At 53.4% G+C, this 15,072-nt stretch carries 10 protein-coding genes and 1 tRNA gene; 4 read left to right on the top strand and 7 right to left on the bottom strand.

All coding sequences use genetic code 11. The annotated features are described in order from the left end of the window. Positions 1-14 precede the first annotated feature (14 nt). Both HNV11_RS11990 and HNV11_RS11985 read left to right on the top strand, forming a co-directional pair. On the top strand, positions 15-1,151 hold the full coding sequence (locus tag HNV11_RS11990; protein ID WP_171739887.1) for an HU domain-containing protein: 1,137 nt from the start codon (positions 15-17) through the stop codon (positions 1,149-1,151). 338 nt (positions 1,152-1,489) lie between these two features. Then, entirely contained in the window at positions 1,490-2,365 is an 876-nt protein-coding gene (locus tag HNV11_RS11985; protein WP_171739886.1) for a sugar phosphate isomerase/epimerase family protein, read from the top strand. An 86-nt stretch (positions 2,366-2,451) separates the two neighbouring features. On the opposite strand, the gene HNV11_RS11980 is transcribed toward HNV11_RS11985, so the two are convergent. The 6 genes from HNV11_RS11980 to HNV11_RS11955 all read right to left on the bottom strand — a co-directional run bounded on the left by HNV11_RS11980 (position 2,452) and on the right by HNV11_RS11955 (position 13,511). After that, positions 2,452-7,662: a fibronectin type III domain-containing protein gene (locus HNV11_RS11980; RefSeq protein WP_171739885.1), complete on the bottom strand. Its 5,211-nt coding sequence runs from the start codon at positions 7,660-7,662 to the stop codon at positions 2,452-2,454. A 242-nt stretch (positions 7,663-7,904) separates the two neighbouring features. Next, positions 7,905-8,768, bottom strand: coding sequence for a sigma-70 family RNA polymerase sigma factor (locus HNV11_RS11975; RefSeq protein ID WP_009282104.1), 864 nt, complete (start codon positions 8,766-8,768; stop codon positions 7,905-7,907). 75 nt (positions 8,769-8,843) lie between these two features. Then, positions 8,844-10,970 (bottom strand): polyribonucleotide nucleotidyltransferase, encoded by a 2,127-nt coding sequence (locus tag HNV11_RS11970; RefSeq protein WP_171739884.1) that lies wholly within the window; start codon positions 10,968-10,970, stop codon positions 8,844-8,846. 156 nt (positions 10,971-11,126) lie between these two features. Further along, positions 11,127-11,402 carry a 30S ribosomal protein S15 gene (gene rpsO, locus HNV11_RS11965; protein ID WP_080056571.1) on the bottom strand — a complete coding sequence of 92 codons (276 nt, stop codon included), beginning with the start codon at positions 11,400-11,402 and terminating at the stop codon, positions 11,127-11,129. Between the two features lie 99 nt (positions 11,403-11,501). Continuing rightward, positions 11,502-13,010 carry an LptF/LptG family permease gene (locus HNV11_RS11960; RefSeq protein WP_171739883.1) on the bottom strand — a complete coding sequence of 503 codons (1,509 nt, stop codon included), beginning with the start codon at positions 13,008-13,010 and terminating at the stop codon, positions 11,502-11,504. A 108-nt stretch (positions 13,011-13,118) separates the two neighbouring features. After that, positions 13,119-13,511: an START-like domain-containing protein gene (locus HNV11_RS11955; protein WP_171739882.1), complete on the bottom strand. Its 393-nt coding sequence runs from the start codon at positions 13,509-13,511 to the stop codon at positions 13,119-13,121. 123 nt (positions 13,512-13,634) lie between these two features. Between HNV11_RS11955 and HNV11_RS11950 the strand changes: the two genes are divergently transcribed. Further along, positions 13,635-13,708 (top strand) — tRNA-Met (locus tag HNV11_RS11950). 263 nt (positions 13,709-13,971) lie between these two features. Next, on the top strand, positions 13,972-14,355 hold the full coding sequence (locus HNV11_RS11945) for a hypothetical protein (protein ID WP_171739881.1): 384 nt from the start codon (positions 13,972-13,974) through the stop codon (positions 14,353-14,355). Positions 14,356-14,487: 132 nt separating this feature from the next. Here HNV11_RS11945 and HNV11_RS11940 read toward each other — a convergent pair whose 3' ends face one another. Beyond that, entirely contained in the window at positions 14,488-15,051 is a 564-nt protein-coding gene (locus HNV11_RS11940; protein WP_171739880.1) for a hypothetical protein, read from the bottom strand. Positions 15,052-15,072 lie beyond the last annotated feature (21 nt).

The following is a 15,072-nucleotide window of genomic DNA, read 5'->3' as shown; positions in this document are numbered from 1 at the left end:
CACCGATCCAGACTATGGCTTCCGTAAATGACTACCTTAAAAAGTTGCTGTATCAGTATGACTGCGTAGTGGTCCCCGAACTGGGCGCTTTTCTAACGCACTACCAACCGGCTTCTTTCACGGAAACCAGTGGCCTGTACCTCCCCCCACGCAAGCGCGTTGCGTTTAACGAGGCCCTGCGGCTCGACGACGGCATTCTGGCGAATTATATTATGCTGCACGAGCCGGTTACCCGCGAGGGGGCCCAGCGCCATATCGGCCTGTTCGTCAGCGAGCTGCGCCAGCAGATAGAAACCACCGGCCGCTTTGAACTGGACGGAATTGGCACCTTTAGCCACAACGAAGAAGGCCGCTTACAGTTCGATCCCAGCCTCCGGCATAATTTCTTTGGCGAAGCCTATGGCATGAGCGCGCTGTCGGTGCAGTTGCTCAACCCGCAGCAACAGCCTGAACCCGCGCTGGAGGCCGTGCCGCTAACCGCGCTTGGTCCGGTTCTGGTCCGGGACGAAGAAATGACACTGGTGCCTCATCGTCCATCCCGCTCCTATTGGCGGGTAGCCGCCACCGCTCTGCTGGTGGGTTCCCTGGGACTGGTGAGTTATTTTTCCGTGATCAAGCCAGGGCAACCACTCCAGGGTAGTCTCGACCCGGCCAACCTGTTCCGCGTTCCGGCTGCCTGGCTGAACTATGGTGCTTATGCAGCAGAAACCCCGGTCTCGGTTGTACGGAAAGCAGCCCCGGCTTCAAAACCGGCGCCAACTCCGGCCCCGACGCCCGTAGCAGTTCAGGCTGTAGCGACGCCCACGCCGGTTACCACGCCAGCCGTTGAACCGGTTGTAACGAAAGCTCCGGCGGCTAAAGTTCAGCCAGTTATCACAGCTCCGGTCGTAGCGGTTAAGCCAGTTCCGGCTTATTCAGGTCCCCGATTTACGGTGATTGCCGGTAGCTTCTCCAGTAAACGTAATGCGCTCCGCCTGAAACGTCAGCTCCGCAAAGCTGGTTATATGGATGCGTACGTTATTATGCCAGCCGTTAAAGGTCAGTTGTATAAGGTAGCCGCAGCAGGCTCCACAGACCGAACTGAAGCTATCGCCAGTGTGGCTGCGGTTAGTCAGTTAGCACATACACCCGCCTGGATTCTCAAAAACTAGACGTCAGAGTAGCTGATAAAAATATCGGATAAGCCATAAGGCCAGTAAACAGGGTTGCCAGTCGGTAGCTCTGTTTACTGGCCTTATCGTTGGCAGAATTGTCAATGCCGTGTTTGCGTGAATTTTACCATGAACTTCTCGCATTACTTTAGTTATCTCCAGTCCGCTACCCATGCTGCGGGCCTTTTCCTGATAAAACCGTAAGCGGTCTATAGTAGCCTTACCCAGGAATTGGCTTTTTACCCTATCCGCAACTCTACCAGTTGGTTTCTGATCGTTTAACAGGCAGGCTGCGGACAACCCCATGCATTACAGAAGAAAACCTTGTCAATCACTCTATGAAACACAATCGCACGAGTAAGCTGTTTTTTACCACCCTGCTGTCGCTTGGCCTGATGGGCCTGAACAGCGTTTTTGCGCAATCAGGTAAACGCGTTTATACCTTTCCGCTGGGTGTCGAGGCTTATACCTACCGGCACAATTTCCCCAAGGATGTCGTCGCTACCCTGGACCTGATCAAATCACTGGGCTTTACAGAAATGGAAGGCGGAGTGCCCAAAGGTCTGACGGCGGAGGAATACAAAAAACTGCTGGACGAACGAGGTATAAAAATGACGGCGACGGGCGCCGGCTACGAACAGATTGTGAAAGACCCCGAATCGGTGGTTAAAAACGCCAAAGCCCTGGGCGCTTCGTTTGTGATGGTTGCCTGGATTCCGCATCAGAAAGGAAACTTTACCCTCGAAAATGCCCAGAAAGCCGTCGAAGATTTTAACCGGGTGGGTAAAGTCCTGAAAGATAACGGCCTGACGTTCTGCTACCATAACCACGGGTATGAATTCCAGCCGTACCAGGATGGCACGCTGTTCGACTATATTGTTAAAAATACCGATCCCCAATACGTTTCGTTCGAAATGGATATTCTCTGGGCGACCCACGGTGGTGCCGATCCGGTTAAATTGCTGACTAAGTATGGCAGCCGATGGAAGCTGATGCACCTGAAAGATCTCAAGAAAGGGATTAAGGGCGATCTTACCGGTGGTACGCCCCCCGAGAATGATGTCGTCCTGGGCGAAGGCCAGATTGACATGCCGGCCGTGCTGAAAGCCGCCAAGAAGGTCGGCATCAAGCATTATTACATTGAAGATGAAAGCAACCATGAAGATACCCAGGTACCGCAAAGCATTGCCTACCTCAAAAATCTGACGGAGTAAAGCAATTTCCTGACGAACGAGGCCCGCTGATTGCGCAACCAGCGGGCCTCGTTCTTTTAAAGCATCAGTTGATTCAGCCTCATACGTCAGGGGTTCATGCGCAGCCGGGCGTTCAAGCCGAAATTCACCCGGCCCCCAACATCTAGGCTTACTTGTTGCACATTACCGACGTATCCGGCTGGTAACGATACCGTATGCTTCACCCGAATCGGGTCTGAGCTGTTGGGTAAACGACCACATGACCAGACCGTTACGTCGTTCCAATCCCCGTTTTTCAGGGTAAACATACTGGTGCAGACTACTGTATCTGTCGTCAGGAAGCGCAGCAGCGGACTAAAATCGGCCGGTTGTCCATCTGAACAGATTGTCCGTACCTGCCACTCGTACCAGCTATTCACGGATAAGCCCGTCAGTGTATAAGGCGAGGAAGTCAACGATCCGCTTACACTCCAGGTGCTCGTTCCTACCGCTCGCCAGCGTACTTCATACATGGATGCACCGTCGAAATTTGTCCAGTTAAGCTGAGCGGAATTCCCGGTTATACTCGACGTAAACGTTCCCGCTGGTGCTGTACAACGGGTGCGGAATATCTGCGGAGCCGAATATACCGTTATATTCGTCGGGTTACAGCCTGTTCGTATCTGCCATTCATACAGGGTATTATTTGTCAGGCCAGTCAGTGCGTACCCCGATGTAACGAGGCCAGCCGTCGTCCAGTCGGCACTACCCACCGGACGCCACCGAAGATCAAACACATAAGTTGCACTGACTGGTGTCGACCAGTTTACCCGGGCCGACGATGAACCGATAGCCGTCGTGCTCAGCTCTGCCGGCAAGACACACGCCGTTCGGAACGTAACCACACGCGAAAAGTCCGTTCGTTGCCCATCTGAGCAAATGCCCTGTACCTGCGCTTCATAACGAGTATTGTTCGCCAGACCGGTCAACGAGTAGGCCGTACTGGTCAGGCTCGACACGGTAGTCCAGGTGGCGCTCCCCTGAACCCGCCAGCGCAGGTCGTAGTTGGGAGTATAAGTCCCCGGTGCACCAGAACCCCAGGTCAGAGAAGCAGAACCTGCTGATACACTACTAACCTGCACCGACGCCACCGACGCCAGACATTGCGCACTGAACGTAACCGATGGAGCAAACAAGGAGTTATCCCCCGCCAAACAGCTTGTGCGGACTGTCCATTCGTAAACCGTGCCGGATGTCAAGCCCGTTAGCGCGTAGGTTGTTGTGGTCAGCCCCCGCACGACTGTCCAGGCCGGATTACCCTGGGCGCGCCAGTTTACTTCATACGTAATCGTTGAGTCAGGCACTTCGCCGGATGTTGGCCCGGTCCAGTTCAGCACCGCCGAGCCGGGCCCAACGTTGCTGGTCGTCAGCGCACTGGGGGAACTGCACTGGGTGGTAAAACTTACAGGGCCTATAAATGCGGAGCTATCGGTCGGTGAGCAAAGCGTTCGCACCCGCCATTCATAGGTTGTGCCGATAGTCAGGCCGGTCAGACTGTAAAGAGTACGGGTTGTTTTTACCGAATTCCAGTTCATGCCACCTGCTACCCGCCACTGCAGCTCGAAGTTGCCGTCGGCTACTGGTCCCCAGCTAAGCTGAGCTGATTTAGGCGACACGAAATCGGTGCGTTGATATGCAGGCAGAGCGCACTGCGTCTGGAAAGTTGGCCCACCCACGAAGGCTGTGTTGCTGGTCGCCGAACAAACCGTGCGGACCTGCCATTCAACGGTTGTTTTCGCTGGCAGACCACTGAGCCGGTAGGCTGGTTGGATTAGGTTACTGATCGTTGTCCAGCCGGGCGTATTGGTAACCCGCCACTGGATCTCATAGGTTATATCCGCTCCACCCCCGCTCCAGGAAAGCTGAGCGGAGTTTGACGTTTGTAGAGCCACGACCAGGTTATAGGGCTGCCGGCACCCCGTCTGAAACGTGCTGGGGGTCGTAAAGGCAGAACTGCTGGTTGGCGTACAAACCGACCGAACCTGCCATTCGTAAACGCTATTGTCGGTCAAACCCGTTAGCACGTACTGCTTTCCGGCGAAACTTCCCGTTGCAGTCCAGGCGGTTGTCCCCAACAGCCGCCACTGAATGTCGTAGGTATCGCCCGCGCCGGCCCAGCTTAATCGAACAGTGCTGGCGGTCAGCTCGGTGGCAACCGGACTGACTGGAAGCGAACAGCGGGTCCGGAAAAATTCCACCCCGGTATAGGCAGACACGCTGTTTGCCCCGCAGCGTTGGCGGACCTGCCATTCATACTGCGTGTCGGGCGTCAGGCTCGTTAGGGAGTGTTCCGTTGCGGCCATGTTTACATCGGTCGTCCAGGTGCTGCTACCCGTGGGCCGCCAGCGCACTTCGAACGAATCGCCGGTGCCCGACCAGTCCAGCTCAGCCGATGTCGATCCCGTTTCAGACACGTACGGGTTCGTGGGCGCACGGCAGCTGGTCATGAACGTAATGGATGGGGTGAAGGCCGGTCGGTCGGTAGCGGAGCAGACGCGCCGGACCCGCCATTCATAACTGGTCGTGTTACTGAGCCCCGCAACCTCATAATAGGTCGTTGATAAATTCCCTACCGTAGTCCAGTCAGGCGTATTGACAACCCGATACTGAATTTCGTAGAGACCTCCGCCATTGCCTCCCGACCAGTTGAACCGGGCACCGCTGGCAGTGATGTTTGTCGTTGAGGTTGCGGTAGGCAGCGCGCACTGCGTTTGAAAATAGGCGGAGGCCGAGTAATCTGAACAGGCGGCCTTCACCTGCCACTCATACGTGGTATTGGCCAGCAGACCGGTGATCTCATAGCCCGAACTCGTCAGGTCGGGAACGACGGTCCAGCTATCCGTATTGATTAGCCGATACCGTATTTCGTAACCTGTTGCCGACCCAATCCACGACAGCCGCGCTCCGGTGGGCAGAAGATTATTCGCGGTCAGCGAGACCGGCACGGTACACGCTCCGGCTGGGGCATCGGTCGTGCTGAACGTCACGACATCCGCGAAGGATGAATTAGTGGTTGATGAACACTGCGTTCGCACCCGCCACTCGTAGGTTGTATTCGGTGTCAGACCCGACATAAGAAAGGACGGGTTCGATGGATTCGCCGTGTTCCAGTCAGCGCCGATTCCCTGCACCCGCCATTGCACCTGATACGGCATATCAGGTGGGTTCCCGTTAGCGGCCCAGTTCAGGCTTACCGATGTGCCGGTTACACCCATGGCCGTCAGATACATCGGCATCTGGCACTGGGTAGTAAAGGTTTGTAACGGCCCATAGACCGAGCCCTGTCCATCCCGGCAGACCGTCCGGACCTGCCATTCATACGTCGTGGCATTAGTCAGATTCGTCAGGTTCAGACTCGTGGTCGTGGGTACGTAATTGCTGACCGTATTCCAGACCGTTGTTCCCAGGGGTCGCCAGCGGATATCATACAACGTTCCTTCGGTTGGGCCATACCAACTGAGCGTAGCACCCGTCGGTATGATGGCGGTGGCTTTAAAGGCATACGCAGCGTTGGTACACTGCGTAACGAAGGTCGTCGAACTACTGAATGTTGAGTTACCACCGCCCGGACAAACCGTCTGGACGCGCCACTCATACGTAGTTGCATTCACTAAACCATCCAGATCAACGCTCGTCGTTGGGATGTCGCTCACTACGTTCCAGGTTGTCGTGCCCTGCACCCGCCAGTTCATCATAAACGTAACGCCTTCACCCGGTCCCGACCAGTTGAGCCGGGCTGATGTGGACGTAATCGCATTAACACTGGGTGAAGTTGGTCTTGTACACTGAGTTGCGAACGTCGTCAGCGCAGTATACTCGGAGCTTTCCTGGGCAGAGCACAGGGTTTTTATCTGCCACTCATAGCTGGCACCGTTAGTCAGGCTGCTCAACAGGTATGTGGTCCCCGTCAAGTTTGTAACCGTGTTCCAGACCGACGTCCCCACGACACGCCAACGTAGTTCGTAGCTGGTTGATGGGCCGTAATAATACGGGGGAAACCAGTTCAAGCGAGCCTGCGTAGACGAGATGTTTGCGGTGGAGGGTTCACTGGGGGCTGAACACTGGGTGGTAAACGTGACGGACGCTGTTGGCGTAGAGACCATGCTTTCTGTACACCCGTTAGCGATCTGCCACTCGTAGGTCGTATTGTTCGACAGGCCCGTCAAGGAGTAAGGCGAGGTAACCGGACTTACTGAATTCCAAGTAGTTGCACCTGTTGAGCGCCACTGGAGCACGTATGGCTCTTTCGCGCTAAAATCGGTGGTATACCAGCTTAAAGAAGCTGCCGAGGGCATCACGCTCGTCACGTTCAGCAGGGATGCTGTATTGGCGCATAAGGTATTGAACGTGACCGGCGCAGTATAGTTTGGATTGTCGGCGGCCGAGCAGCGCGACCGCACTCGCCACTGATACGATCGCCCATTCGTCAGGCCGCTCAGGCTATAGGATACTGAAGTCAGGCCAGATACGGTCGTCCAGTTGGCGTCGCCAACCGCCTGCCATTGCAGGTCATACAGAATCTCCGGCGATGCGCTGTAATCGGAGTTCCAGTTGAGCCGGGCCGAGTGGGCGGCAACGAGATCCGTCGTCAGACCCGAAGGCTGACGGCATTGGGTAGTGAACTGACTGATGGCCGTATACGTCGAGCTTTCCGTCGCCGAGCAGACGGTTTTCACCTGCCATTCATACGTTGTATTATTAACTAGATCAGATACCGTAAAGGAGGAACGCAGCACCTCGGTCATGACAGTCCAGTTGCTTGTTCCCACGACCCGATACTGAATTGCGTAGGTCTGATTGGGAGCAGCCGCCGTCCAGTTGAGCTTTGCTGACACCGCCTTGATATCCGACGCAAAAGGGCTGCCCGGCGTCTGGCATTGGGTGGTGAAGCTAGTGGAAGCGGTGAAGGCCGAACTCTCCCCCGAACAGTTCGTACGGACCTGCCATTCATAGGTGGTGTTGTTGGCAAGTCCCATCAAGACAAAATTTGAACTGGTCAGGCCGCTGATGGTTGTCCAGGTAGGCGTTCCAACAACCCGATACTGTATATCCCAGGTTACGTTTGAGTAACTGATATTATACCAGTACAAATGGGCCGATCCGGCGGTTATCTCGTAGGTTAATGGATTGTAGGGAACTTCGCAGTCAAGGAAGAAAGCGTGGTGATCATGGGCGCCAGCCCCTCCGTTCACCAGATGGGTATTGTTTACCCCTGAATAAGCTGTACCGGGCGCAGCCACCATCGAATGCCCAAGCAGGCAGAGGATGCATAACCACAACCTCGCAGCCGGGTAAAGCAAGAAACAGGAAAAAACTCTCATTCAAAAATAGGTAGCCTTTTGCATCTATAACAGCCTTAAAATTAAACAGAATGGAAGCTGGCAACTAATTAAATCTGTTTAATACTAATCAATGTAAATATGTTATTATTAAAAAAAGTCGGTTTGAATTCTAGTAAGAAACAATAACAAAAAAGGCTCCTACTGCGCAGTAGGAGCCTTTTTGCATATTATTCGAAAACTTATCCCAGATAAGTTTTCAGAGCCTTTGACCGGGAGGTGTGACGCAGACGACGAATTGCTTTCTCTTTGATCTGACGAACCCGCTCACGGGTCAGGTTGAATTTCTCTCCGATTTCTTCGAGCGTCATGGCATGCTCACCGTTCAGACCGAAGTAGAGCGTGATGACATCAGCCTCACGCTGGGTCAGCGTCGACAGGGCGCGCTGTACTTCTTTCCGGAGCGAATCGTTGATCAGGCCCGAGTCAGGCTTATCTTCACCATCGTTCTCGAGAACGTCGAGCAGGCTGTTTTCTTCCCCCTGCACGAACGGCGCATCCATCGATACGTGACGACCCGAAATCTTCAGGGTGTCAACAACTTCAGCGGCCGAAATCTCCAGCACGGCCGCCAGTTCTTCCGGCGACGGCTCCCGCTCAAACTTCTGCTCGAGGTCGGAGAATGTCTTCGAAATTTTGTTCAGCGAGCCGACCCGGTTGAGCGGGAGCCGGACAATCCGTGACTGCTCGGCCAGCGCCTGCAGAATCGACTGGCGAATCCACCAGACGGCGTACGAAATAAACTTGAACCCACGCGTTTCGTCGAAGCGCTGCGCGGCTTTAATCAAACCCAGATTTCCTTCATTGATCAGGTCGCCCAGAGAAAGGCCCTGATTCTGATATTGCTTGGCAACCGACACCACAAAGCGCAGGTTTGCCTTGGTTAACCGTTCCAGCGAAAGTTGATCCCCCTCGCGAATTTTCTGGGCCAGCGTTACTTCCTCGTCAGGCGTAAGCAGGTCTACTTTACCAATTTCCTGCAAGTACTTGTCTAACGACTGGCTCTCGCGGTTGGTAATCTGTTTTGAAATCTTTAGCTGTCTCATGATACGTTGCCCCTGGTGGGGTTACTATATAACGCTAACTTTGGACGTTGCATTACACGAAAAAGTAACAATCGCTTACGCATTTTTGTTCTCTGGCTTGGGCAACAGCACCTTGCGGGACAGACGGTATTTTCCAGTCTTTTTATCCACGTCAATCAACTTTACGGTCACCTCTTCACCTACCTGCAAGACCCCGTCCATCGTTTCCAGACGCTCCCACTTAATCTCGGAAATGTGCAATAATCCATCCTTGCCGGGCATGAATTCAACGAACGCGCCGAAGGGCTGGATAGTCTTTACTTTACCCACATAAACCTCGCCAACTTCGGGAACGGCAACGATGCCTTTTACGCGCGAAACGGCTTTGTCCATGCTTTCCTTATTGGTCGCGAAAATGCTTACCCAACCGGCATTGTCGTGTTCGTCAATGTTAACCACAGCACCCGAATCCTTCTGGATATCCTGAACGACTTTACCACCCGGTCCGATAACGGCCCCGATCTGGTTGGTGTCGATCTTGATGACAATAGCGCGGGGCGCATGGGGTTTCATATCCGAACGAACCTCCGCGATGCCTTTGCGCATTTCGCCGAGGATGTGCAGACGACCCGCCCGGGCCTGTTCCAGCGCCTGCGCCAGCACTTCATACGACAGACCATCTACTTTCAGGTCCATCTGGCAGGCTACAATGCCTCTTTCGGTACCGGTCACTTTAAAATCCATATCACCAAGGTGATCTTCGTCACCGAGGATGTCCGACAGGACGGCGTATTTTTCCCCATCCGAAATCAGACCCATGGCAATACCGGCGACGGGTGCCTTAATCTTGATCCCGGCGTCCATCAGCGCCATTGTACCGGCGCAGACCGTTGCCATCGACGACGAACCGTTCGACTCCAGAATATCCGACACAATCCGGATCGTATACGGATTTTCGGATTCGGGCGGCATCACTTTCTTGAGCGAACGGTGGGCCAGGTTACCGTGTCCAATTTCCCGCCGACCGGCACCCCGGTTAGGCTTTACTTCGCCCGTCGAAAAACCGGGAAAGTTATAATGGAGCAGGAATTTACTGTAGCCCTGGTACATCGCCTGATCCACGATCTGCTCGTCCATTTTAGTACCGAGCGTTACGGTCGTCAGCGACTGGGTTTCTCCCCGGGTGAACAGAGCCGAACCGTGCGGACCGGGCAGATAACCGGCTTCCGCCGAAATAGGCCGGATTTCATCCAGTTTACGTCCATCCAGCCGAACGCGCTCATCGAGTACCAGCCGACGCGACGCTTCCCAGACCAGATCACCGAAATAGGTTTTCACCAGTGCCACGTTCACTTCACTGCCTTCGGGGAAGGTAGCCAGGAACTCATCACGCACTTCGCGGAAGCCTTCACTGCGCCCCTTTTTGCTGGGGTTCTGGCGACGAGCAACCTCGTAAATTTTATCATAGCAGTACGCCCGAACGGCCGCCCGTAACTCTTCGTCGTGCGTTTCGTGGTTATACTCCCGTTTTTCGGTCTTGCCAACGTTAGCTTCCAGTTCTTTCTGCGCCCGGCACTGGGTTTTGATGGCTTCGTGGGCGGCTTTCAGGGCCTCAACCACTTCGGCTTCCGAGCACTCGCTCATTTCGCCTTCCACCATGCAGATATCTTTCTCGGTAGCCGCCACGATCAGATCGAGCGTTGCCCGCTCAATATCCGACGTTTTAGGGTTGATCCGGTACTCGCCGTCAATCTTGGCAACGCGCACCTCCGAAATGGGCCCGTTGAAGGGAATATCCGACACCGCCAGCGCCGACGAAGCGGCCAGCGCAGCTAAGGCATCGGGCTGAACTTCCGGATCGGCCGAAATCAGGGTAATCATTACCTGCGTGTCGGCATGGTAATTCTCGGGGAAAATTGGCCGCAGCGCGCGGTCTACCAGGCGGCTGATCAGGATTTCGTGATCGCCCAGGCGACCTTCACGCCGTTGAAAGCTACCGGGAATTCGGCCGGAGGAGGCAAATTTTTCCTGATAGTCAACTGATAAGGGAAGGAAATCAACTCCTTCTTTAGCTTCTTTACTGGATACAACGGTGGCCAGCAGCATGGTGTCGCCCAACCGTACAACCACCGCTCCGTCGGCCTGTCGGGCCAGTTTGCCGGTTTCGATGGTAATTTCCCGCCCGTCGGGCAGCGCAACAGATTGCGTGGTGATTTGAAACATACAACAGATTTTGAATACGCCCTCTTACAGCTTTAATACATCAACTAAAACAACCTTCCTTAAACCGCTTTCACCGCAGCAATCACCGCTTCAGTAAGGAAACTACAAAAATGAGGGAATCTACTATGAGCAGATTCCCTTTTTTGTGAACGCCAGTTATTTACGGAGTCCTAATGCGGCCAGAATAGCCCGGTACCGCATAATGTCTTTCTTCTGGAGGTAGTTCAGCAGACGCCGACGCTTACCAACTAATTTTAAAAGACCCAGTTGGGTGCCGTAATCGTGCTTGTGAACTTTCAGGTGCTCGGTCAAATGACTGATCCGGTACGTAAACAGCGCGATCTGGGATTCGGCCGACCCGGTGTCCGTAGCACTTTTGGCGTAACCCGAGGTAGAGAAAATCTCCTGCTTTTTTTCGGTCGTTAAATACATCTTCAGACAGCTAATAAATGAAACTAATGAATTTGGGTGCAAAGGTAGTGAAAAACCGGCGGCAATTAGTCGCCAGGGAGCAGTTTTTATCCGAACAGATTAACCACCTACAACGGTCGATTGGTTCCGGCGTTCATTCCACTTTCGTTTCAGCCGTTCCCAGGCAATCACGTATATATCCTTATCGAACAACCGCGAGTCGTGCCGGGCGCGCTGCATCAGATACAACCCGATGGGAAACAGGACGAGGTTAGCCATCCAGGCACCCAGCGGTACCCACAACAGGCCATCTTTTGCGTATTTATCGCCCGTGAGCGTCAGCACGTATAGAAAGATAAAGAATACGATCGAGACCAGCACGGGCAGCCCAAAGCCGCCTTTCTTGATGATGGCCCCCATCGAAGCACCGATCAGGAACATAACGAATACGGATATCGACTGGGTGAACTTGTGGTGGCTTTCCAGCTGGTACTTCCAGACGTTCTTTTCTTTCTCGGTCAGGTAGGTTACGTTCGAAGACGCATAGGACAGGATATTCTGGGCCTGGCTAAGCGCGGTCTGCGCCAGTTCCTGCTGGGTGATCTTCTTCCGGCGCACCAGCGAATCGACCCACTTGCCAGCGACTACTTTTTTCTGATCAGGGGGTAGAGCGACCGTCTTAAACTGATAATTGTAATACTGGCGGGAGGTAGTCGCGACGCTCTGGCTGGTATTTTTCAGGTCCTTACGCAACGAATCGGTCAGCGTGGAGAGTTCGCTGAGGTTCTTCATGTACTCGTGGTACTCAAACTGGTTCTCGTCGGTTCGTTTAATCCCGAACGATTCGAGACTGATGACCAGCCGGTAATCCTTAAAGCCGTTCCTGACGAACTGCGCCCCTTTACCCGGTGTGCCCGTACTGGCATAACTCACCGTATTGTTGTCGGAATACTCCTGATAATCGTTACCGTTGAAGAGTTCAAAGACCAGATAAGTCAGGTCTTTATCGGTATACATCCGTCCCGAGTCGGCCAGGATAATCTCCCGGTTGCCGGTTTCCATACCGCTCGTGGGGTGCTTATAGATTACCAGCCCCTTCAGCAGGTCGCCGGTCGTGCTCTCCTTACCTGCTTTGACTTTCTGATCGACCTTGATACTGTAGCCCGGCAGGTCGTTGTAAAAAATGCCTTCTTTGAGATTCAGGGTAGCCTTGGCGGTTTTGATATCGTAGAGCAGACTATAGCCTTTCAGATTAGCCCAGGGTGCTACCTTATTATTAAACCAGAACGAGAATATACTGATACCGAGAGCTACGACCAGCAGCGGACGCATGGCGCGCGTGAGTGAAATGCCTGCGCTTTTCAGGGCCGTCAGTTCAAAGAATTCGCCCAGGTTCCCGAACGTCATCAACGACGAGAGCAGCACGGCCAGGGGCAGCGCCGTCGGAATGGTCAGCAGGGCAAAATAAAAGAGCAGGCGGCCGAAGGTGGCTAAATCGAGGTCTTTGGAAACAAACTCGTCGATGTAAAACATCAGCAGCCGCATCAGAAAGATGAAGATGACGACGCCGAGGGTCAGAAAAAACGGCCCCCAGAACGAGCCGAGTACTAATTTATCAATTTTCTTCATGCAACCGTTTCGGGAAGTTCACTGAAGTCTGGCGTTGGGAACTCGCCCCTGTGGAACAAACGTCAGCAACCGGAGAAACGTCGGCACCTCGCGGTATTTTTTAGTTTTTTAACTACCTACGATCTCTCTCAGCTTATCCATTAAACCGTCCCAGAGGTCTTTCAGTTCGTCTTCGTCGGTGGTTGAAGAGTAGTCGGTGATGCGCAGAAACGTTGACTGAGTCAGTTCAGACTGATCGACGCGAAAATCAACGTAGTTATTATCGGAGCCATTGTCGGCCGTGTCCAGAAACTCAAACCGCACCCCTTTGTTCTGCCGCATGGAAACCTGCCGGGCAATATGACTTTCATTGTCCCACTGAAAATCGAATCGCTGTTCAGGCATGGTGTTGACTTTACTGGCAAACCACTGCGACAGGCCCGATGCGGTGCTGATGTACGGGAACAGCATTTTGGGAGAAGCCCGTAGTTCGTATTCAGCCACAAATTTTCTCTTCTCCATATTAACTCCTTGACTAAGGTGGGTATAACTAGGTTTCGAGCAAAGGTAAACGATTTTTTTTGCGAAAGTCAACGCACGCCTTTGCGCGTGGACGTTTTTTGCTTACTTTTGTGCCATCAATCCGGCGGGGTAGCTCAGATGGTTAGAGCGTAGGATTCATAACCCTAAGGTCGGCAGTTCGATCCTGCTCCCCGCTACTGCTATAACACGAACGCCCAATCAGGTCATATCTGGTTGGGCGTTTCCTATGTTGCGCAGTTTCGGCCCGAAATTTGTTCAGTTCTACTTGGGTTCTGGCTGTATACAATCGCGATAATTGATTGACATCCAGTTGGCATACACTGTACGTCATTTTTTTCGAGAAATTTGCAACTAAATGTTCCCTGGCGAGTTAAGCATACAGTTACAAAGCTAATAGGTAGACTTAATCGTTAATGCCTGAACTTGATCTCACCCATATATGAAAAAATATAAACTTGCTTCGTCTGACCTCATCACGCTGCGGTGCTATGAGCAACCGGGCAGCCTGACGATTGAGCAGTGGTTATCGTCTCTGGACCCGGGTTCATCACCGTCCGGAGCAAGAATTGAAGCAATCCATCCCGGGGCGGTGCTGCAGAATCGGGATGGCAGTTACTGGCGCGTGAACTCTATCTATGCGCCAACCGGCTTCTGCCTGATTGAAGAATGCAACAGTCAGGGGTCGCCCATGAAGCGGTACACAGCCATGTCTATTACCTGCTTCGTGGCACCGTTCTGGAGCCTGGTGAAACTGCCCCGATCGGCGCGTCGGTTTAGCTGGGTGAACTGGCTGGCGACGATAAACCGCTGGCTTCACGAATAAGGCTATTCTACGAGTAGGCTCCGGATTTTTCTTTACGCCTGAATCACTTTGTTGTCACTACAGGAATGAGCGAATAAAACGCAACAAAAAGCCTGACGCTGGCCAGCGTCAGGCTTTTTGTTTTCACGGACTCTACCGGATAACCACCGGAAAGTTTATGTTTAAATCATCAGAACCGGGTGCTGGCAGGCCGTTTTTCACGTTCGGCTGGTGGCGCAACACCACGTTCAGTTTGCCCGAACCAGCCATGCCAGTCTGTGCACGCGTCGTGAGCCCAACGGGTAAGGGCGTCGGATTCGTGTCCAAATCAGTAGCCGTCACGGTTAGGGATGCCGGTGAGCCGGTTGCGGGCGTGAACGTATAGACCAGCAGGTGCTCGTTCGCTTTTTCCCGGATTTCATCCGTGACGACGAGAACGGGCGTTTTGGTTTTGTCAAGCAGCACGATGCCGCCCGTGTAGGTAGTGTTGGCCTTCAGGTTAATTGTTGCCTGCGAAAGGTCCGCCTGGGTATTCAGGTTTTCAATAGTGGCCGTTACTATTTCGCGCGGAGCCGCTGTATTGGTAAATGATAAGCTGGCGGTCGTAATGGCTTCGTTGTCGTCCGTAGGGGCAACGTTTTGTTCGTCGTGTTTACAGGCTCCGGCCATCAGGGTAACCGGCAGGATCCAGATCAGCGTTTTTTGAAAAAAAGACATCGTATATATAGGTAGGTGTAA

This window comes from Spirosoma taeanense (assembly GCF_013127955.1).
In the GTDB taxonomy this organism is placed as follows: domain Bacteria; phylum Bacteroidota; class Bacteroidia; order Cytophagales; family Spirosomataceae; genus Spirosoma; species Spirosoma taeanense.
Note: the sequence above shows the minus strand (reverse complement) of the source record. Positions and strands in the feature narration are given on the sequence as shown.

Excerpts from the sequence above, each read along its gene's own strand:
- HNV11_RS11985 (WP_171739886.1), top strand. The coding sequence starts at position 1,490 with ATGAAACACAATCGCACGAGTAAGCTGTTTTTTACCACCCTGCTGTCG.
- HNV11_RS11970 (WP_171739884.1), bottom strand. The coding sequence starts at position 10,970 with ATGTTTCAAATCACCACGCAATCTGTTGCGCTGCCCGACGGGCGGGAA.
- HNV11_RS11960 (WP_171739883.1), bottom strand. The coding sequence starts at position 13,010 with ATGAAGAAAATTGATAAATTAGTACTCGGCTCGTTCTGGGGGCCGTTT.
- rpsO (WP_080056571.1), bottom strand. The coding sequence starts at position 11,402 with ATGTATTTAACGACCGAAAAAAAGCAGGAGATTTTCTCTACCTCGGGT.
- HNV11_RS11940 (WP_171739880.1), bottom strand. The coding sequence starts at position 15,051 with ATGTCTTTTTTTCAAAAAACGCTGATCTGGATCCTGCCGGTTACCCTG.
- HNV11_RS11955 (WP_171739882.1), bottom strand. The coding sequence starts at position 13,511 with ATGGAGAAGAGAAAATTTGTGGCTGAATACGAACTACGGGCTTCTCCC.
- HNV11_RS11945 (WP_171739881.1), top strand. The coding sequence starts at position 13,972 with ATGAAAAAATATAAACTTGCTTCGTCTGACCTCATCACGCTGCGGTGC.
- HNV11_RS11990 (WP_171739887.1), top strand. The coding sequence starts at position 15 with ATGGCTTCCGTAAATGACTACCTTAAAAAGTTGCTGTATCAGTATGAC.
- HNV11_RS11975 (WP_009282104.1), bottom strand. The coding sequence starts at position 8,768 with ATGAGACAGCTAAAGATTTCAAAACAGATTACCAACCGCGAGAGCCAG.